21 protein-coding genes and 1 other annotated feature (1 of these 22 only partly in view) are annotated in these 21,186 nt (G+C 33.5%); of the genes, 1 reads left to right on the top strand and 20 read right to left on the bottom strand.

What is annotated here, in order from left to right:
* The 17 genes from RYL55_RS01165 to RYL55_RS01085 form a co-directional block, all read right to left on the bottom strand.
* A partial coding sequence (locus RYL55_RS01165; protein WP_315006543.1) for a YSIRK-type signal peptide-containing protein occupies positions 1 to 751 on the bottom strand: 751 nt, incomplete at its 3' end.
* 278 nt (positions 752 to 1,029) lie between these two features.
* Positions 1,030 to 1,971 (bottom strand): prolyl aminopeptidase, encoded by a 942-nt coding sequence (gene pip / locus RYL55_RS01160; protein WP_315006541.1) that lies wholly within the window; start codon positions 1,969 to 1,971, stop codon positions 1,030 to 1,032.
* 14 nt (positions 1,972 to 1,985) lie between these two features.
* Positions 1,986 to 2,480: a peroxiredoxin gene (locus RYL55_RS01155; protein WP_315006539.1), complete on the bottom strand. Its 495-nt coding sequence runs from the start codon at positions 2,478 to 2,480 to the stop codon at positions 1,986 to 1,988.
* Complete coding sequence (locus tag RYL55_RS01150) at positions 2,477 to 3,076, bottom strand: uracil-DNA glycosylase family protein (protein ID WP_315006538.1); 600 nt, start codon at positions 3,074 to 3,076, stop codon at positions 2,477 to 2,479. Before RYL55_RS01150 ends, RYL55_RS01155 begins: the two co-directional genes overlap by 4 nt.
* Positions 3,077 to 3,138: 62 nt before the next feature.
* On the bottom strand, positions 3,139 to 4,176 hold the full coding sequence (queA, locus tag RYL55_RS01145; RefSeq protein WP_315006536.1) for a tRNA preQ1(34) S-adenosylmethionine ribosyltransferase-isomerase QueA: 1,038 nt from the start codon (positions 4,174 to 4,176) through the stop codon (positions 3,139 to 3,141).
* A 19-nt stretch (positions 4,177 to 4,195) separates the two neighbouring features.
* Positions 4,196 to 5,194 carry a Holliday junction branch migration DNA helicase RuvB gene (gene ruvB, locus RYL55_RS01140; protein ID WP_314852218.1) on the bottom strand — a complete coding sequence of 333 codons (999 nt, stop codon included), beginning with the start codon at positions 5,192 to 5,194 and terminating at the stop codon, positions 4,196 to 4,198.
* Between the two features lie 14 nt (positions 5,195 to 5,208).
* A complete protein-coding gene (gene ruvA, locus RYL55_RS01135) occupies positions 5,209 to 5,805 on the bottom strand; it encodes a Holliday junction branch migration protein RuvA (protein ID WP_315006535.1) in 597 nt (198 codons plus the stop codon).
* Between the two features lie 147 nt (positions 5,806 to 5,952).
* Positions 5,953 to 6,744, bottom strand: coding sequence for a DNA repair protein RecO (gene recO, locus RYL55_RS01130; protein WP_315006533.1), 792 nt, complete (start codon positions 6,742 to 6,744; stop codon positions 5,953 to 5,955).
* A 9-nt stretch (positions 6,745 to 6,753) separates the two neighbouring features.
* The gene (era, locus tag RYL55_RS01125) at positions 6,754 to 7,662 is read right to left on the bottom strand and encodes a GTPase Era (protein ID WP_315006531.1); all 909 of its coding nucleotides are present in this window, start codon (positions 7,660 to 7,662) and stop codon (positions 6,754 to 6,756) included.
* A 10-nt stretch (positions 7,663 to 7,672) separates the two neighbouring features.
* Complete coding sequence (locus RYL55_RS01120) at positions 7,673 to 8,056, bottom strand: diacylglycerol kinase family protein (RefSeq protein ID WP_315006529.1); 384 nt, start codon at positions 8,054 to 8,056, stop codon at positions 7,673 to 7,675.
* Complete coding sequence (gene ybeY, locus RYL55_RS01115; protein ID WP_314112102.1) at positions 8,049 to 8,534, bottom strand: rRNA maturation RNase YbeY; 486 nt, start codon at positions 8,532 to 8,534, stop codon at positions 8,049 to 8,051. Before ybeY ends, RYL55_RS01120 begins: the two co-directional genes overlap by 8 nt.
* A gap of 12 nt (positions 8,535 to 8,546) precedes the next feature.
* Complete coding sequence (locus RYL55_RS01110) at positions 8,547 to 10,724, bottom strand: HDIG domain-containing metalloprotein (protein ID WP_315006526.1); 2,178 nt, start codon at positions 10,722 to 10,724, stop codon at positions 8,547 to 8,549.
* Between the two features lie 18 nt (positions 10,725 to 10,742).
* Entirely contained in the window at positions 10,743 to 11,723 is a 981-nt protein-coding gene (locus RYL55_RS01105) for a PhoH family protein (protein WP_315006525.1), read from the bottom strand.
* A gap of 516 nt (positions 11,724 to 12,239) precedes the next feature.
* Positions 12,240 to 12,683 (bottom strand): GatB/YqeY domain-containing protein, encoded by a 444-nt coding sequence (locus tag RYL55_RS01100; RefSeq protein WP_006702494.1) that lies wholly within the window; start codon positions 12,681 to 12,683, stop codon positions 12,240 to 12,242.
* 80 nt (positions 12,684 to 12,763) lie between these two features.
* The gene (rpsU, locus tag RYL55_RS01095) at positions 12,764 to 12,937 is read right to left on the bottom strand and encodes a 30S ribosomal protein S21 (protein ID WP_005605651.1); all 174 of its coding nucleotides are present in this window, start codon (positions 12,935 to 12,937) and stop codon (positions 12,764 to 12,766) included.
* A 159-nt stretch (positions 12,938 to 13,096) separates the two neighbouring features.
* The gene (locus RYL55_RS01090; RefSeq protein WP_315006521.1) at positions 13,097 to 13,621 is read right to left on the bottom strand and encodes a Fur family transcriptional regulator; all 525 of its coding nucleotides are present in this window, start codon (positions 13,619 to 13,621) and stop codon (positions 13,097 to 13,099) included.
* 14 nt (positions 13,622 to 13,635) lie between these two features.
* The gene (locus tag RYL55_RS01085; protein ID WP_315006520.1) at positions 13,636 to 14,526 is read right to left on the bottom strand and encodes a deoxyribonuclease IV; all 891 of its coding nucleotides are present in this window, start codon (positions 14,524 to 14,526) and stop codon (positions 13,636 to 13,638) included.
* Positions 14,527 to 14,715: 189 nt separating this feature from the next.
* Here RYL55_RS01085 and RYL55_RS01080 point away from each other — a divergent pair, with 189 nt between their 5' ends.
* Positions 14,716 to 16,134, top strand: a complete 1,419-nt coding sequence (locus RYL55_RS01080; protein ID WP_315006518.1) for an N-acetylmuramoyl-L-alanine amidase — start codon at positions 14,716 to 14,718, stop codon at positions 16,132 to 16,134.
* A 41-nt stretch (positions 16,135 to 16,175) separates the two neighbouring features.
* On the opposite strand, the gene thiI is transcribed toward RYL55_RS01080, so the two are convergent.
* The 3 genes from thiI to leuS all read right to left on the bottom strand — a co-directional run bounded on the left by thiI (position 16,176) and on the right by leuS (position 21,027).
* Complete coding sequence (gene thiI, locus RYL55_RS01075) at positions 16,176 to 17,393, bottom strand: tRNA uracil 4-sulfurtransferase ThiI (RefSeq protein ID WP_315006516.1); 1,218 nt, start codon at positions 17,391 to 17,393, stop codon at positions 16,176 to 16,178.
* A gap of 12 nt (positions 17,394 to 17,405) precedes the next feature.
* A complete protein-coding gene (locus tag RYL55_RS01070) occupies positions 17,406 to 18,530 on the bottom strand; it encodes a cysteine desulfurase family protein (protein WP_315006514.1) in 1,125 nt (374 codons plus the stop codon).
* Between the two features lie 82 nt (positions 18,531 to 18,612).
* Positions 18,613 to 21,027 carry a leucine--tRNA ligase gene (leuS, locus tag RYL55_RS01065; protein ID WP_315006512.1) on the bottom strand — a complete coding sequence of 805 codons (2,415 nt, stop codon included), beginning with the start codon at positions 21,025 to 21,027 and terminating at the stop codon, positions 18,613 to 18,615.
* A 54-nt stretch (positions 21,028 to 21,081) separates the two neighbouring features.
* Positions 21,082 to 21,186 (bottom strand) — a binding site (T-box leader); it runs 88 nt beyond the window's last position.

The raw sequence follows: 21,186 nt of genomic DNA, 5'->3' as shown, positions 1-21,186 counted from the left end.
TAACAGCAAGAACTGTTTCTTCCACACCTTTTAACAACTCTTTTGTTTCAGGTCTTGTAATTTCATTAGCAGGTTTTAGATATCCTTCTATAGTCTGTGCAAGAGTTTCAAGTTTTTTCTTATTAGAATCTGAACTATCAATAGTTGTTTCTACTTTCTCAATTTTTGAAGTATCTTTATTGGTTGAGTTATTAGAGATTCCTTCTGTTTTTGATACAGTTTTATTTTCCTCAGTCGTTACAGTTTCTGTTTTTTCTTTTTCTGCAACTTCCTTTTTACCAACTGTTTCTTCATTAGATTTTTGTTGAGCTTGTTCCTCTTTCAATCGTTTTAATGAGTCAATTGAATTTTGAACTAGGGATACTTGTTCATTCACACTTTCTTGCGTTGCTTCATTTTCATGCAAAATAGAGTCTGCCTTTTGGTAGATTCTTTCTTGATTTTCAACTGAACCTAATTTAGAAGCAGACACTTCTGTAATCAATGATTTCAACTCTGATAGTAATGATTGTAACTTTTCTTTTGAAACTACCTCTTTAGGAGTCTCTGTTTTCTTTTCTGTTTTACTAATTAATTCTGTATTAGTCCCTTGGCTTGTACCCAATTCACTAGCTAATACACTTGGACTTCCCATTAAAAATAATGTTGTCCCAATTAATACACTCGCTGCACCAAAATGATATTTTCGAATCGAAAAACGTTGTTTCATTCCGTACCAATCGAATGATTTTTTATGATGTTTTCTTTTCATAGTTTTCTCCTTTCACGTTCATAATAATTGCCAGGATTATATATACAATTTTTAAAATAAAAATTTCACAAAAAATAATATATCCAAACACCTCATTTTACTATTTTTCTAGTAATTTTTCAATAAAAAAATCACGTCAAAACCTTGATTTATCAACATTTATTTTGAGGTTCAAATCTTTTTATCCCCTTCTCCTCTCCTGGTATATTTTAGACTCAATAAATCTACCGCAAACGATAAATTCACGGTAGATTTTAGGGTTTCAATGAACCAATAACTTATTCAAATTCTCTGGCAAATCTCAACAGTTCCTTCACCGTTGATGGTTCCATTTGCGCATGTCCTGCCGCAGTAGAAAAGACTAATTCGGTATGTGGTAATTTTTGATGTAAGTCATATGCCCCACTCGGACGACAATCGACATCATATCTACCATGAACAATTTTAATTGGAATATCTTTTAATGTATCTGCATGATTAAGAATATAATTATCATCTTCTACAAAGCAATGATGGTAGAAATAATGACATTCCATAATGGAAATCGCAAGCATGTCCTCATCTGATTCCTCACGAATAGTTTCCCTAGGTAATAAGGTCACAATGCCGTCTTCCCATCTAGCCCATTGACGAGCAGCTTCTAATCGAATAGATGAATCTTCACTGGTCAACCTTTTATAATAAGCTGTTACTAAATCATCTTGTTCTTCAACTGGAATATGATTCAAATAAGGCTCAAATTGATCTGGGAAGAAATCACTAGCTCCTTTTTGGTATAGCCAATCGGTATCTTCTTGTCTACCTAAGAAAATCCCTCTTAAAATCAATCCTATAACTCTTTCTGGATATTGAATCGCATAATGAAGGGATAAAGTCGTCCCCCAACTACCACCGAACACAATCCATTTTTCAACTCCTAGCTTTTCACGGATTTTCTCCATATCAGAAACTAAATGTTGAGTTGTATTCTCCTCTAATGAAAGAAAAGGTACACTTTTTCCACAACCACGTTGGTCAAATTGAATGATACGGTAAACCTCCGGATTAAATAATTGACGGGTAACCGGACTCGAGCCTCCGCCTGGTCCACCATGAACAATAATAACCGGTTTTCCATTTGGATTTCCTGATTCCATCACAAATACTTGATGCGTTGAAGAAACTTCTAAATAAAATTCATTATAAGGTTCTATTGGCGGAAATAAACTAACGTTTTCCATTATTTCTCCCCCTTTTATAAGTGAGTTAATGCTACTCGAATGGCTTCATCATAATTTGGTTCATCTGTCATTTCTTGAACAATTTCTTGATAAACAATTGTTCCATTTTGATCCAACACAAAAATTGAACGTTGATCTACGCTTAATTCAGGAACATAAATACCATATGCTTCTCCAAATGTAAAATCAACATCGCATAACATTTCCATTGCAACATCATTTGCTGAACACCAATTTTTAAATTCATCTTTGTTATTTTTACTAATCGTGACTAATTGAATACTTGAATGTTCTTTCATTTTTTTATGGAAGGCTTTTGTTTGAATATCGCAAACTCGAGTATTAATATCTGGAACAACACTGATTAAGGTTACTTTTCCAGCAAATGATTCTGGAGTTTTAATCTCTCCATGAATGCATTCTAATGAAAAGTGAGGAGCTTTTTCTCCTACTGTTGGTAATTCTCCTTTTAATTCATATGGGTTATTGTGTCGTGTAATAAACATCATTCATTCTCCTTTTTTATACTATTTTTTACAATCAATTTTAATTCAGGTAATACTTCTTCTTCAAACCATGGATTTTTCTTCATCCACCTTATATTTAAAGGAGAAGGATGTACCAATGGAAAATACTTTGGCAAGTATTCTTGATAACTTCTTACCGTTTCAGTTAAATTCTCTTTTTTCGTTTCTTTTAAATAATAATTTTGTGCATATGAGCCAACTAATAAAATACACTCAACCTGTTTCAATAATGGTAAAACTAATGGATGCCATTTTGGTGCAAATCCTTTTCTAGGTGGTTTATCACCACTTTTACCTTTTCCAGGATAATAAAAGTCCATTGGAACGACTGCAAATAATCCTGATTCGTAAAATAACGTTTTATCAACTCCCAGCCATTCTCTTAAACGGTCTCCACTTTTATCCCAGAAAAATTTACGACTTTCTTGAGCTTTCAATCCTGGTGCTTGACCGATAATTAAAATTTTAGCTGTTTCCGGAATCCAAAATAATGGTTCAATTCCTTGCTCCGTATAAATTAAATTTTCTTCATCCTGCATGATTTGCTCTTTTAATTGTTCAAAAGACAATGTACTCATCTCCAATTTCTACTGTTCACTTAACGATAAACAAACATCACTCTCAATTTTCTACTGTTGCTTTATCGATGAACAAACATAGCATCTCCAAAACTAAAGAAACGATAACGTTCGCTAATCGCATGATGATAAGCTTCTAATGTAAAATCACGCCCTAAATAAGCGCTCACTAACATCACTAATGTTGATTTTGGAAGATGGAAATTCGTAATAAAGGCATCCACTACTTTAAATTCATACCCTGGGGAAATGAAAATATCTGTCCATCCACTACATGAAACAATTTCTCCATTATTAGCAGAACCTACTGTTTCTAATGTACGAATCGAAGTAGTCCCTACAGCAATAACTCGTTTTCCATTTTTCTTCGTTTCTGCAATGACCTCTGCTGTTTCTTTTGAAATATGATAATATTCCGAATGCATTTTATGGTCTTCTAAATGATCAACAGAAACGGGTCTAAATGTCCCTAATCCAACATGTAAGGTAATTGGAACAATTTGGATACCTTTTTGTCGAATTTTTTCCATTAATTCTTTTGTAAAATGTAATCCTGCTGTTGGTGCAGCTGCAGAGCCATTTTCTTTTGCATAAACGGTTTGATAACGTTCTTGGTCATCTAATCGTTCTTTGATATACGGTGGTAATGGCATTTCACCTAACGATTCTAAAATCTCTAAAAATACCCCATCATATTGAAACTCGATGATTCTTCCACCTTGTTCTAATTCTTCTGTCACAGTTGCCTTTAATCGTCCATCACCAAACGATACGAGTGTTCCAACTTTCATTCTTTTGGCTGGTTTTACAAGAGTTTCCCAACAATCTCCATGAGTATTGTGCAGTAATAATACTTCGATATGAGCACCTGTTCCTTCTTTTTCTCCGTATAATCTCGCTGGCAATACTCTTGTATTATTGACCACTAATGTATCGCCTTCTTCTAAATAATCAATAATTTCAGAAAAATGTTTGTCTGCTACACTATGTTCTGTTTTATTAACGACTAATAATCTTGAAGAAGTTCGATCTTTCAAAGGTGTTTGAGCAATCAGTTCTTCAGGTAAATCAAAATCAAAATCTTGAGTTGTATAATTCATTCTTATTCCATCTTTCTATCTAATATCTTCTGTTCAAATGAACATAAGCTTCTGGCGTTACCATTCTTCCTCTTGAAGTTCGCTTAATAAATCCAATTTGTAATAAATACGGTTCATACATATCTTCAATTGTTTCAGCATCTTCTGAAATATTGGCAGCAATCGCTCCTAATCCTACTGGTCCACCATCATATAAATCAATCATAGCATTTAGTAATTTACGGTCAATTGCATCTAAGCCCTTTTCATCTACTTGAAGGACTTTAAGAGCTTTTTGCGTAATTTCTTTTGAAATGCCACCTTCTTCATAAACTTGAGAAAAATCACGGACACGTTTTAATAAACGATTCGCAATACGTGGTGTTCCTCTTGAACGAAGGGCAACTTCTCGAGCAGCTTCTTCATGAATGTCACTTTCAAATACGCTAGCTGTTCTCTTAACAATTTCGGTTAATGATTCCTCATCGTAATATTCCATATGAGACACAATTCCAAAACGATCCCTTAACGGAGCAGATAAAGCGCCCGCACGAGTTGTCGCACCTACTAAAGTGAAAGGTGGTAATGGAAAATGAACGGGATGGGCTGTTGGCCCTTGTCCTACTACAATATCAACAAAGAAGTCTTCCATTGCAGAATAAAGCATTTCTTCAACTACACGAGGTAAGCGATGAATTTCATCGATAAACAAAACGTCTCCAGCATTTAAATCATTTAATAATGCGACTAAATCTCCAGGGCGTTCAATGGCTGGTCCACTTGTTGTTTTTATTCCTACTTCTAATTCATTTGCAATGACCATTGCTAGAGTCGTTTTCCCTAATCCAGGAGGGCCATATAATAAGACATGATCCAAAGCTTCTTGCCTACTACGTGCTGCTTGAATATAAATGGATAACTCTTCTTTTACTTTTTGTTGACCAATATATTGTTGTAAATTTTGTGGTCGTAATGATAATTCCGTTGAAACTTCTTGTTCGTCTAACGGACTACCATCTACAAATCGATGTTCTTCCACACAATTCTTCCTTTCTATTTCATCAATAATTTAAAGGCAATAGATAATGCTTCTTGAGTTGTTTTAGGAGCTGCTGTTTCTAACTCTTTCCAAACTTTTGTAATTTCTTTTGCAGAATATCCTAATCCTAATAATGCTTCTCTTGCTTCTTCTAGATGTTTCATTCCAGTTGCAGTCTCTACTTCTGGAGTAACTACTTCTTCCACTACAATATTCGAGAATTTTCCTTTTAAATCTAATACAATTTGTTGTGCAGTCTTCTTACCCACACCAGGGAATTTTGTTAAATACGTAATATTGCCTGATTCTACTGCTTGGATAAAGCCATTCACATCATCATTTGCTAAAATCGATACTGCACTTTTTGGTCCAATTCCAGAAACACTAATTAATTTTTGGAATAATTCTTTTTCCTCATCACTTAAAAAGCCATACAATGTAATCGAATCTTCTCGAACAATTTGTTGAAGTTCTACTCGAATCACTTCATTCAATTTTGATTGAATACGATAAGGATTTGCAAACATAATTTGATATCCAATTCCATGGTTTTCTATGACAATATACGTTGGCTGAATAGCCACTAATTCTCCTTTAAGATATTCGTACATCTCATACCTCCGTTTTATTTCATCCTATTAAGTGTATCACGAAAACGGCTTAAATTCTAATAATCTACTGAGAAAATTGCATTAAATGTATGCAAAAAAGACGATAGATTTAAATTCTATCGCCCATTTTATTTATTAGTAATTTTATTATTCTTCTGTCTTGTTCCGCCGAATTTGCAATTGAGTCTGCCAATCTTGCATTTGATCAATAAACTTTTTCCCCTTCAATCGAATTCCTACATATTCGTCCATTAATGAGTCACAAAGTCTTTTTAAATCAGCTTTTGTTTCAGTAGATAGACTCAATGATTGAATTTGTAAAGGTGATTTCATTGCAACAAGAATTCTCGCAATATGTACTGCTTTCGGACTTAGTTGTAATCTCTTCTCATCTTTATCATAGTGTCTTGAACACAGCATTCCTTGATGCTTCAAAGAAATATCAAATGGTCCAACTGACTCATCACAAAAACAACAATTTTGCCATTGAAATCCAACACCAAAATATTTTAACATTTTTAATTCAAAATAATGCATTAAAATAAATGGATCTAAGTCATTTTCCACCGCACGAATACAATTTTCTAATAAATCATACAACTCAGTATTCACGATTCGATCTTCCATTACAGCATCGACTAATTGCATCATATACGTCATGACCGCTTGAACTTCAATTTGTTCATAAATCCGTCGATGATTTTGTACTTCAAGACATTCCCTAATAAAACTAAATCCATTTTGATGAATGGTTCCAATAAAAACAGCTCTTGTAAAGGGTAACGTTGCAGCAGATAAAGGATGGCTCAAGCGTTGTAAATTTCTTACAAAAAACATTTGCTTGCCAAATTCTCGAGAGAAAATCTTAACAATCATATCGTGTTCTTTATATTCTTGTCGAAATAAAACAATGCCGGTAAACTTTTGAAAGTATTCCATAAAGTCACCTTAATCTTTATAGTCTGTTGTACGATAGCCAAAGTCTTGTAAATGGCTCTTTTTCTTACGCCAATCTTTTTCAACTTTAACCCATAATTCTAAATATACTTTATTTCCAAGTAATTGTTCGATATCTTTTCTTGCTCTCACACCAATTTCTTTCAGTAATTTACCACCTTTACCGATGATAATTCCTTTTTGAGTTGGTCGCTCAACAATAATATTGGCATAAACATGTACTTTATCAAATTCATCTTTTTGCATTTTATCTACAGTAACTGCAACTGAATGAGGAATTTCTTCTTTTGTTAAATGCAAGATTTTCTCACGAATTAACTCAGATACAACGAAATATTCTGGATGGTCTGTAATTTGATCACTTGGATAATATTGAGGTCCCTCTGGTAAATGATTCGTTAAAGTTATCATCAATTCTTGAACATTGTTTCCTTGTAAAACTGAAATTGGAATAATGCCTGCAAATGGAATCGTTTCTTGATATGATTCAACTCGGTCTAATAATTCATCTGGAGAAATTAAATCAATTTTATTCAACACTAGAAATACAGGTGTTTTAATTTTCTTTAATTTCTCAATAATGAAGTCATCACCAGGACCTCTTTTTTCTGCAGCATTTACCATAAATAATACAGCATCTACTTCTTTTAATGCAGAATAAGCACTTTCTACCATGAAGTTCCCTAATTCATGCTTCGGTTTATGAATTCCTGGAGTATCTAAAAAGACAATTTGACAATTTTGATTCGTATATACCCCTTGAATTTTATTACGTGTTGTTTGAGCCTTATCCGACATAATGGCAATTTTTTGCCCTAGAACATAATTCATAAAGGTAGATTTTCCTACATTTGGTCTACCAACAATTGCTACAAAACCCGATTTAAATTGTTTTGACATATTTCTCTCCTTATAAAAACATTTGTACAATCTTTGGAATAAAAATTCCAGAAGCCATCAAAAGAACAAAGATTGCTCCCATTAATACGACACCCGCTGCTACATCTTTTGCTTTTTTAGCGGCTAAATGATAATTATGTTCTACCATTAAATCCACTAATTGTTCTACAACGGTATTTAACATTTCTAAAATAAACATTAAAAAGATACAAAATACAATCCAATACCATTCTGTTCTTTCAATTTTTAAGAAAAAACCAAGGATAACAACTACTATTGCAGCAATAACATCGAATCTAAAATTTCTCTCATCTTGAAATACCGTTTGAATGCCATTCACAGCATGCTTCATGGATTGTTTGAAATGATGATTTTTCTCAACTTGTTTATGCATTTCTCGTTAAACCATAGGCTGTTAAAATTTCTGTTTGTAAGCCTGTCATTTCTTTTTCTTCTTCTTCTGTTTGATGATCATAACCATTTAAATGCAAGAAACCATGTAGTGCTAAGAATCCTAATTCACGTTCTAAACTATGTCCGTATTCTTCTGCTTGTTCTTTTGCACGATCCACTGAGATAATAATATCTCCGATGGAAGTCACAAAATTTTCATCTGAAGCCATAAAGTTTTTAATTGGATCCATATCCTCTTCTTCATCGTCTAAGGCAAAACTAATCACATCCGTTACTTTATCAATATTTCTAAAATCACGATTAATCTCACGAATTCTTTCACTTGATACAAATGAAATACAGCATTCACGATTTTCTGGATAATGTAAATAGTCACTCGCAAATGATACAACATCTTCTACTAATTTTTGATATTCTTCTTTTACTACTTCTGTTTCGTCTATTAATTCAATAAACATAATATTTCCTTCCTATTTCGCTTCTTGTTTTTTGATTGTTGGATATTCAATTCTTGAATGGAATGTACCATTTAAAGATGTCACAATCATTTTTTCTACAATTGCTATTTCTTTCATCGTAATATCACATTCTACAAATTGTTCATCTTCCAATCGATTCATAATAATAGAATGAACTAACGCTTCTACCTTTTCTAAGGTAGGTTCTTTCATCGCACGAGTTGCTGCTTCTGCACTATCCACGATATTAATAATGGCTGCCTCTTTTGTCTGAGGTTTTGGTCCTGGATAACGGAAATCTTCTTCTTTTACATCCGGATTATTTTTTAACGCTTCTGCATAAAAATATTTCATCAATGTTGTGCCATGATGTTGTGCACAAATATCAATAACTCCTTGAGGTAATTGGTGTTGTTTTAAAATTTCTACCCCTTTTGTCACATGGTTAAAAATAATATGCACCGATTCTTCAGCGCTTAACATTTTATGAGGCGATTCCATATTTCCAGGTAAGTTCTCAATAAAGAATAATGGATGCTCTAATTTTCCAATATCATGATAATAGCAGGCTACTCTAGCTAATTGAGAGTCGCCACCAATTGCTTCTACACAGTTTGCAGAAATATTTGCCACCATTAAACTATGGTGATACGTTCCAGGTGCTTGTGTAATCAAATCTTTTAACAATGGTTGATTCGGATTCGATAATTCCGCCCATAATAATACCGAACTATCTTCAAACACATAGGATAAATAAGGCATTAATATTACCGGTAATAAAAACGATAAAAATCCACTTAATAGTAAAAATAAAAAGATAAACACGGTTTGTTGTGTTTGAAATTCATAATTACTATAGAAAACAAATGGAAAACCTAGTAAAACAGGATAAAATAAATGCTTGAAAAAACGTTTCATCCATAATTGATTTTTCCAAATTTCCTCATGAATAATTCCAATCCATGCAATAATGGAAAGAAATACAGTTGTTAATATTAAGTGTAAAATATTCGTTGTCTGAGAAAAATAATACCATGAAAATATCGGCATTAATACAATTGAAACAATTGTTAATCTTAAACTCTTTGTTAAACGATATAAGAGATAAACAAACCCAGAGATTGGGAAAACTAATCCAATATGTTCTACACCTTTATTTTGTATCAGAGCTAAAATTTTCAACACGAATACTCCAGCAACAAAAATCAAAGCAAATACCGACATTACAGTTACTGTATCACTCGATAGTGCAATTGTTTGACGATAATAAACCGCTAGAAAAACTACTATTGCAAAAAGAAATACAATATAACTCAATAACTCATGGTAATTAGGCTTACTATTACTTAATCCAAACAATTCCAATAAACGAATGTCTTGATTCGAAATGACATGTCCTTCTTGAACAAGAACTTGACCTTGCAAAATTTTCACAGGATTAACGGCTGCCTTAGCTACTTCTTTTGCTTTTTGAGTTGCTTCCTTATCTACAACATTATTGACAATAACTGAAACCGTAACTAATTGTCCTAATAAATCTCTTTCTGTATCAGAGTAATCACTATAAAACAATGTCTTCTTCGCTTCTTCTTGAGCTTTTGTAACAGTACTTTCGCTGATAGCATTTTTCATTTGAGTTTCTACAACTGATTTTAATGTCTTCTCATAAGAAGCCAACTGTTCACTATTTGCTTGTAATAATTGCGAAATATATTTATCCGGAATAAAAATCGCAAACTCTCTGATAGACTGATTCTCTTTTTCAAGTGATTTCTTAAAATATTGAACTCTTTCTTGAGTCGTTGCTACTCTTGTCACAGATTCTTCAGAGGAATTACTTTGATCCGTTTTAATAATTTCAGCGGATGCTTTGGATGCAACAGACTTAATTGCTTGGAAAAATTGCTGAATATTCGTCAATTGTTTCGTTAAACGTTCTTGGTCAAACACTAATACATCACTAACAGCATCCATTGCTATTTGTTGATTCTTTTCTGTTTGTGTTTTGTCTTCCAAGGTTCTTGGCGCACGAATTGTTTCTTTAGCAACTTGATTTAATTCAACAGTATATGTTGTTGGTTTAACACTACTATACCCAATCGCTAATAATGCGATGAATGTTAAAAAAAGAAGTAAGGGCAAATAGAAAATGCCCAAAACTTCCTGAAATTTTCGCAGTTTCTGTCTCATTTTTCATTTACTCCTTACTTATTCACCTTGTTCTGAATAGGCATCAATAATACTTGACACTAATGGATGTCGAACAACATCAAATGCATCAAATTCCACAAAAGAAATACCACTAATACCTTTTAATTTATTTTCTGCATCCACTAAACCACTCATATGACTTCCCTTTGGTAAGTCTACTTGCGTTTTATCCCCATTAATAATCATTTTTGAGCCAAATCCTAAACGAGTTAGGAACATTTTCATTTGAGCTCTTGTTGTATTTTGTGCTTCATCTAAAATAATAAATGCTTCTTCTAATGTACGTCCACGCATATACGCAAGTGGAGCTACCTCAATAACTCCTCGTTCCAATAAACGATTCGTATGTTCTACTCCATAAATGGCATATAACGCATCATAAATTGGACGTAAATATGGATCAACCTTTTCTTTTAAATCCCCTGGTAAAAATCCTAAATTTTCCCCAGCTTCAACCGCTGGTCGTGTTAAAATAATTTTTTTGACTTGACCTTTTTTCAAAGCTTGAACCGCTATAACAACTGCAACAAAAGTTTTACCAGTTCCTGCAGGTCCAATCCCAAACACCATATCTGTTTTCTTTATTGCATGAATATATTGTTGTTGTCCAAATGTTTTTGCACGAATAGGTTTACCAGAAAAGGTTCGACCAATTTCCTCATTATATAAATTTAGGAAATAATCTAATGTGCCTCTTTTAGCCATTTTAATCGCTGTTACAATATCCGTTTGAGAAATTGAAATTCCACGTGCTATTAATTCTTGTAGTTGTTCTAATAATAGGATTGTTTGCTTTACAGACTCCTCTTCACCGGAAATTAACAATTGTTCTTCACGATGAGTAATGAGTGTTTCAAACGTTTCTTCCAATAATCTCAAATGTTGATCCTGTGAACCAAATAATTGAACAAGTTGTGGATGATCTTGGATTTCTAACGCTTGTTTATAATTTTGTTCTACCACACTGTTAACCTCCATTTACTGTATGTAGCACTATTATAGCATATTTTTGACAGTTCTTACTATGAATTTAGTGTGATTTGATTATTGTCTTATAGAACACAAAAAAGCCACAAAAAATTTGTGACTCCTTGCCGGCTGAACCTCAGCCCTTCATTAAGATTACTGTAATCCTAGCATTATACATTTTTTTGCGCATGAATCATGCTTAGTAAAAAAACGTCCCAACAATTTGGGACGTTCTCTAGTCGGTTTATTTTGGTGTCTGCCACCCGCTTGACCCTTATGTTCAAGTTTAATTTCGGATTTTTTTGATGTCCGCCATCCGCTTGACCCTTATGTTCAAGTTTAATATCAGATTGAACATGAGCCGACCGCTCATCTTTGATTCAATTTTAGCTTTCTAATCGTTATTTTTCAAGCATATTATCTTAGACTCATTTACACTGTGACCTTTTTAGACAAAATTTATTCCGAAAATGAAATCTTCTTCTCGTTCATTCTGAAATTAATAAAAGTCTGTTTAAACCATTATTATCCTAAATGAGCTTTTACTTGTTCTTTAATCACATTGCCGTCTGCTTTTCCTTTTAATTCTTGCATAACAGCACCCATTAATTTACCGAATTCTTTTTGAGTTGTTGCACCAATTTTTTCAGCTACTGTTGCAATGACTTCTTTTACTTCTTCTACTGATAATTGTTTTGGTAAGTAACGTTCTACAATTTCAATTTCAGCTTCTGTTTTCGCAACTAATTCATCACGTCCTGCTTTAACAAATTCTGCTAATGATTCACGACGTTGTTTTGCTTCACGTGCTAAAATTGTTAATTCTTCTTCAGCATTTAATTCTTCTTTTTTATCGATTTCTGCTGCTTGAACAGCTGTTTTAATCATTCTTAGTACGGCTAAAGTTTCTTTATCTTTAGCTTTCATAGCTGTTTTAATATCATTATTCAATGTTTCTTTTAAACTCATGATTTTCACTCCTTAAAAATACGAAAAAGACTGAGACGTAAATCCCAGCCTTTACTTAGTCATATGATACACAGAGTTGACTAGAACTTACGTTTACGAGCTGCCTCTGATTTTTTCTTACGTCTTACACTTGGTTTTTCATAAAACTCACGTTTACGAGCCTCTTGTAAAGTACCAGTTTTTGAAACAGTACGTTTGAAGCGACGAAGAGCATCATCAAGTGATTCGTTTTTACGAACAACTGTTTTTGACATATCCTATTCCCTCCCTCCGAGCATTAAAAGTAACTGTTTTCTTTTGAATAGAATAACCAAACAAACGAAATGTCCTTTTTTTATTATAGAAAAGGTTTGCTCAATTGTCAATTAGATAGTCTAAAAATTTTACCGAAAAAATTCAATTTTGACTCTAGTTTAAGAAGCTGTATGGGCACATTTTTCACATAATCCAAATACTTCAAATCGATGCGAATGTACTTCACAACCCTCTAATTGTGTCTCAAAATAAGTCATCGGACAAAACTCAATTTCTTTAGTACGCCCACATTTTTCACAAATAAAATGATGATGATGTCCCTCATGACTACAACCAAAACGGAATAATTTTTCACCATTCCATTCCGTTGTTTCTAAAATACCTAAATCCGTAAAATCATATAAATTACGATAAATGGTATCATAACTCATATTTGGAAAATCTGCTTCTAATAGTTGTTGTACTTGCTTAGCAGATAAATAGCGATCTTCATGGCTAAAAATTTCAATAATTTTTTCACGTTTACTCGTATATTTGAAGCCTGCCTGTTTTAATAATTGAATCGCCTGCTCAATTTGTCCATGATGGCAATGGCAGTAATGATGTTGTTTTTCATTTTTACTTAAATGTTGGTGTTTTTCTTCATGTTTGTGGCAACAATCGTGTTCGTGATTGTGTGGCATAAAACTTCCTCCTATTACTGACTAATAATTTTTGAAAGTAAATCTGGGTCAAATTGATTTTGACGAATCATTTGAATTTCATATAAGTAAGGTGGTTTTTGATTTTTCTTATCTTCTCCAACATAAGGAGTTTCTAAAATTTTAGGAATATTTTTAAACTTTTCTTCTGATACTACTTGCATTAAAGCATCAAAACCAATTTCTCCAAATCCAAAGTTTGCATGTCGGTCTTTTTGGGCTCCACAGATATTTTTAGAATCATTGATATGCAAGACTTTCAAGCGATCTAATCCGATTACTTTATCAAATTCTGTTATTACACCAGAAAAATCTTCTTTTAAGTTATACCCTGCATCATGAATATGACAAGTATCTAATGTCACAGATAAACGGTCATTATGAGTAACACCGTCAATCATGCGTGCAATTTCTTCAAAACTACGACCTAATTCAGTCCCCTTCCCTGCCATTGTTTCAAGTGCAATTTGAACTTTTTGATTTTTATCAATGACTTCATTTAATCCTTTTACAATTTGTGCAATTCCTACATCGACTCCTGCTCCAACGTGAGAACCTGGATGAAGGACAACTTGTTTAGCACCAATAGCCTCTGCACGACGAATTTCTTCTCTTAAAAATTCAATCGCAAAATCTAAGTAACCTTCTTTAGTTGTATTTGCTAAATTAATAATATAAGGTGCATGCACGACTACTTCTTCAATTCCATTGGCTTGCATAAATGCTTGCCCTTGAGAAATCATTAATTCTTCAATTGGTTTTCTTCTTGTATTTTGCGGTGCTCCTGTATACACCATCATCGTATTTGCTTGATAACTTGCTGCTTCTTTTGCAGATAATAACATCATTTCTTTTCCACTCATGGAAACATGAGATCCTAATAACATCTATCTTCCTCCTTGCTAAAATCACCTTTTATTTTACGTGACAAATCAAGATTCAGCAAGCATTAACCCTTTTATTAAATTTCCATCAGATCCTAAACATTAAAGCCTTACCTTTTGCTTTTCAAACACTTTCATAATTGGTATAATAAGAAATATAAGATTAAAATAGGATTATAAAAAGGAGCGCCTATGGAAAACGTTAAATCTATTATTCAAAATAAAAACGTTCAATATTTCATCACTTTTAGTGCTTTCCTTCTTGCCTTTGGTTTTTCAATTGTACCAATTTTAGATGCGAATCCTTCTCCAATTTCATCGCAGCTTCAGTCAACGGTTGCTTCGAATGATACTCATGAAGATGAAGCTCAAAATAATGAAAAACTTGACAAGTCTCTAGTTGCTCAAGTAGCTGCTGTAGAAAGTGACACTTCTGTCAAATTATATCAAGAACCAAATACTCAACAATTTCCAATTGCGGAAGTTAAAAAAGGAGAATTTGTTCTAGTATTAAAAAAAGTGAATGATGAATGGTTTCAAGTTCAATTTCATCAACAAGTTGCGTGGATGCCTACAAAAGATGTCCTGTTAACACATTTAATGATTGGACACTCAAGCGGTGCTGTCTCTCTATATAAAGAAGCAAATGCTCAATCACAAGTAGTTACTTCCATTCCATATGGACAATTATTTTATTTATTAGATGATCAACAATCAAACTTCTCTAAAGTTTCCTATAATGGACAAGAAGGTTATGTTGACAATAATCAATTAAACTATGCTGTCGATCATATGAATGAATTATATAAATTACAAGCAGGATTACCTCAAACATTAGATGCTAAAAAGATGATTTCTACAAAATTAAAAGAAACACCTTTATATGAAACTGCTGATGCATTTTCAAAACGTGTTAGTACTGTAAATGCTGGAACAATCTTTAATTATGAAGATCGTGAAAATGATTTTTATAAAGTAACTATTGGGAATAGTAAAAAAGCGTATATCCCTTATTGGTTAGTGAATGCAAACTTTGCTACGATAGAGTCAGATTCTCAACTTCCACAAGGAATTGAGCATGCAAAAATTGTCATTGACCCAGGTCATGGTGGAGATGATCCAGGTGCTGTTGTTACTTTTAGTGAGAAACATGAAGCTGATCATACCTTAACAACTGCCCTATTATTGAAAAAAGAATTAGAAAATTTAGGTGCAACTGTTATTTTAACTCGTGAATCTGATAAGAGTGTTAGCCTAGAAAATCGTGCTCAATTGAGTAATCGAGAAAAAGCAAATGCCTTCATTAGTTTACACTTTGATTCCGGTCCAAATTCAAATGCATCAGGAACAACCGGATATTACTTTGCATCAACAAGTGAAAACTTGGGACAAACCGTTAATAAATATATTGCACGTAATTTAACATTGAAGAGCCAAGGAACAAAATTCCAAAACTTCTTAGTATTACGTGAAAATAAACAACCTTCTATTCTTTTAGAATTAGGTTATTTAAATAATCCGGATGACAATAAATTAATTGAGTCAACGGAATATCAAGAAAATATTGCTAAAAGTATCGCAAGTGCTTTGAAAGAATATTTCCAACAATAGAAAAAAGAGACAGGCGTTTTCCGCCTGTCTCCTTTTTTCTATTAGAACAAATCATCCATCTCAACAGAGTTTTCTACTTCTTCTGCTACATAATTTGGAGTAATTTCTTCTACTACTGTATTTTCTACTGCTCTTCGCACTAATTCTTCTACGTTCAATCTTGCTTCGTATTCTCTTGCTTTTTCTAATTTTGGTTTTGTTTTTGGACTTGGTGGTGCAAAAACAGTACAGCAATCTTCAAATGGTTGAATGGATAATTCAAACGTATCGATTTCTTGTGCAATGGCAATAATATCTAATTTATCCATTGTGGCAACTGGTCGAATGATTGGCGTATTGGTTACATCATTAATCGCAATCATGCTTTCTAATGTTTGAGAAGCTACTTGTCCTACTGATTCACCATTCGCAATGGCTAATCCATGGTTTTTCTCACGTAATTGATCTGTAATTCGTAGCATCATTCTACGCATAACCGTCATTAAGTAATTTTCCGGAACAGCCTTTTTTATTTCTTCTTGAATTTCTGTAAATGGAACCGTGAAGAATTGTAAACTTCCTCCATAGATTGCTACTTTTGCAGCAAGTTGTTTTGTTTTCACCAATGCTTGAGGACTTGTATAAGGCGGACTAGCAAAATGCACACATTGTACTTCCATTCCTCTCTTCATCGCAAGATAAGCTGCAACTGGAGAATCAATTCCTCCTGATAACATTAAGGAGACTCTACCACTTGTTCCAACTGGTAAACCTCCCGCACCTTGAATCGTTTGTAAACTCACCATAATATGTTGACGACGAACATCTACACGAACCGTAATATCTGGTTGTTTTAATTGTACACGAATTTCTGGAAAAGCTTCTAATACTGCATCTCCTAAAAATAAATTAATCTCATTCGTATCCATTACAAATTCATGGTCACTACGTTTTGTGGCAATCTTAAATGTTTTACCATTTGGATTTTCTTTTCCAACTAAGTCCAATACGACTTCTTTCACTTTCTCCATCTCTTTTTCTAAAATATAGACAGGAGAAAATGACTGAATACCAAAGATTGGTTTTAGTAATGGAATAATTTCTTCTTGAGGAACTCCATTTAAGTCTAAGTACATAAAATCATAATCTGGGAATACTCGAACTTGAGGGTAATTCATCAGTGCTTTTTTAATATTATTGGCTAATTTTTGCGTAAACATTTTTTTATTACGTCCCTTAGTCGATAATTCCCCATATCTTACTAATAATCTAACTTTCACTTTTTCACTCCTTTATTTTAAAAATTCAAATTTTTTCATTAATTTTTCTAACACTTCTACAAATTGTTTTGCTTCATCCATTGTATTCAAATATGAAAAACTAGCACGAACAGCACTTGTTGCCCAATAATCTGGAACATTCATCGCAGCTAAGGTACTCGAACTATCGGATTTTTTACTTGAACAAGCAGAAGTTGTTGAAATATAAATCTCTTCCTCTTCAAAAGCATGAACTAGCACTTCTCCACGAACCCCTTTTAAAGCAAAGCATAGAATATGATCTACTCCCTCTTTTGGAGAGAAAATTTTAATTTGAGGTTGTTTTTCTAAAAAATTCCATAAATAGTCTCGAATTTCCTTCATAGGATGGGGAGCTTCTAAATACATACGCATTGCTTTAGCAGTAGCCACAATTCCTGGTAAGTTTTCAGTTGTACTACGTTCGGTCTTTTCCTGACCTCCACCTGTTAATAACGACTGAATTTTTCTTCCTGCTTTTTTATAAAGTATTCCAACACCACGTGGTCCATGGAATTTATGAGCAGATAAACTTAATAAATCAATTCGTCCAAGCGCTAATAAATCTGGAACTTGTTCTAAAGCTTGAACCGCATCCACATGAAAATGAACCCATGGATAATGTTCCAGAATGCGAGAAATCTCCTCGATATTTTGACTCACACCTATTTCATTATTGACCGCCATAACAGAAACTAAAATTGTTTCCTTTTTAAGCATAGATTCTAATTGCTCCAGTGAAATTTCACCTTTGTCATTGACATCTAAATAACTGATTTCAAATCCTAATTGAGCTAATTGTTTCACTGTATTTAAAACAGAGGGATGTTCAATTTTGGTCGTAATAATATGATTCCCAAACACTCTTTTTTCCAGAGCAGTACCTTTAATGGCCCAGTTATTGCTTTCAGTTCCACCAGAAGTAATATAAATCTCTTCTGTTTTAGCACCTAATAGTGTTGCTATATGTTCTCTTGCTTTTTCTAATACTTGAAAGGCTTGTCCTCCAAGTCGATGTAAGCTTGAAGGATTTCCCCAAAAACGCTCGCTTGTTTGAACATATGATTGTAATGCTTCTGGAGCAATTTTTGTTGTTGCTGAATTATCAAAATAAATCATGATATCTCCTTTTCTACATCTCATAACGGCAAAAGGAGCGAGTTCTTTTTAAAAGAACCCCTCCCACCATCATTTTATCTAATTAGTTGGCTACAATGTTTACCAATTTCCCTGGAACTGCAATAACTTTACGAACTGTTTTTCCTTCAATAGCTGATTTTACAGATTCATGATTTCTTGCAATTTCTTCCATTGTGGCTGCATCACTATTTGCTGGAACCATCACACGAGCTTTAATTTTTCCATTTACTTGGAAGATTACTTCTACTTCATCTTCTACTAAGAAAGCTTCATCATAAGTTGGCCATGCAACATAGCTAATAGATTCTGTTGCGCCTAGTTTAGACCATAATTCTTCTCCTAAGTGTGGAGCGATTGGTGCTAATAATTGAACTAAACCTTTCATATACTGAACTGGAAGTGCTTCTGTTTTATACGCTTCATTTACAAAAATCATCATTTGAGAAATCGCTGTATTAAAGCGTAAAGCTTCGTAATCTTCTGTAACTTTCTTAACCGTTTGGTGATAAATTTTATCTAATGAACCATCATTGAAAGTTGTAATACGGTCACGTAATTTACCTTCTTCGTCCACTAATAATCTCCAAACACGTTCTAAGAATTTACGGCTTCCTTCAAGACCTTTTTCACTCCAAGCAATTGAAGCATCCAATGGTCCCATAAACATTTCATATAGACGTAATGTATCTGCCCCATATTGACGAACAACATCATCCGGATTCACAACATTTCCTTTTGATTTAGACATTTTTTCATTACCTTCACCAAGAATCATCCCTTGGTTAAATAATTTTTGGAATGGTTCTTTATTAGGAACAACTCCTAAATCATATAACACTTTATACCAGAAACGAGCATATAATAAGTGTAATACTGCGTGCTCTGCTCCACCGATATATAAATCAACTGGTAACCATTCTTTTAATTTTTCAGGATCTGCAATTTGTTCTTGATTATGCGGATCAATATAACGAACAAAATACCATGAACTTCCTGCCCATTGTGGCATTGTATTTGTTTCACGACGTCCTTTTAATCCTGTCTTTTTATCTGTGACATATAACCATTCTTCAATAGCTGCTAATGGTGATTCACCTGTACCACTTGGTTTAATTTTATCTGTTTTTGGTAATACTAATGGTAACTCTTCTTCAGGAACAGTTGTCATTGTACCATCTTCCCAATGAATCACAGGAATTGGTTCTCCCCAATAACGTTGACGAGAGAATAACCAGTCACGTAGACGGTAACTTACTTTTGCTTCTCCAACGCCTTGTTCTTTCAACCATTCATTCATTTTTTCAATTGCATCTGCTTTATTTAAGCCATCTAAAAATTCAGAATGAATATGCACACCATCTCCAGTATAAGCTTCTTGAGTAACATCTCCACCTTCAATAACTGGAATAATGTCTAATCCAAATACTTTTGCAAATTCATAGTCACGTTCATCATGAGCAGGCACTGCCATAATGGCTCCTGTTCCATAACTAACTAATACATAGTCTGCAATCCAAATTGGAATTTCTTTTCCGTTAACAGGGTTAATCGCATAAGCTCCTGTAAATACCCCTGTTTTTTCTTTTGCTAATTCTGTACGTTCTAAATCTGATTTAGTAGCAACTGAAGCAATATAAGCATCCACTGCCTCTTTTTGTTCTGGAGTCACAATTTTTTGAACAAGTTCATGTTCAGGTGCTAACACATTATAAGTTGCTCCAAATAATGTATCAGGACGAGTTGTAAATACTTCAAAACTTTCTTCTGAACCTTTTACTTTAAAGGTTACTTGTGCCCCTTTAGAACGACCAATCCAGTTTCTTTGCATATCTTTGATACTTTCTGGCCAATCTAAGTCATCTAAATCTTCTAATAAACGATCCGCATAAGCAGTAATTTTTAACATCCATTGTTTCATTGGTTTACGATAAACAGGATGTCCACCACGTTCTGATTTTCCATCAATAACTTCTTCATTAGCTAATACTGTTCCTAATGCAGGACACCAGTTAACCGGTACTTCTGCTTCATATGCTAAACCCTTTTCTACTAATTTTGTAAAAATCCATTGAGTCCATTTATAGTAATTTGGATCTGTTGTATTAATTTCTCTGTCCCAGTCATAACTAAATCCTAGTTCTTGAATTTGACGTTTGAAAGTAGCAATATTTTTCAATGTAAATTCAGCAGGGTCATTACCTGTATCTAAAGCATATTGTTCTGCTGGTAACCCAAACGCATCCCATCCCATTGGATGTAATACATTATACCCTTGAGCACGTTTCATACGTGAAACAACATCAGTAGCTGTATATCCTTCTGGATGCCCTACGTGCAATCCTTGTCCTGATGGATATGGGAACATATCTAGTGCATAGAAATTTTTCTTTCCTTTATCTTCTGTAGTTTTAAATGTATGATTATCTAACCAAAACTTTTGCCATTTTGGTTCGATTTCATGATGATTAAATGACATAATTTTACCCTCTTTTCCGGAAATACCTAAAAAACGCCCTAATGTCTCTAAAGACAATAGGACGTTTCCACGTGGTACCACCTAATTTTATACTTAACATACTCTTAACGCGAGTGAAACGGAATTTCTTACTTCATTTCAGAAATTCAGCTAAAAGGC

This window comes from uncultured Granulicatella sp. (genome assembly GCF_963515615.1).
Classification (GTDB): domain Bacteria; phylum Bacillota; class Bacilli; order Lactobacillales; family Aerococcaceae; genus Granulicatella.
This window is presented reverse-complemented; position numbering and strand designations above follow the sequence as displayed.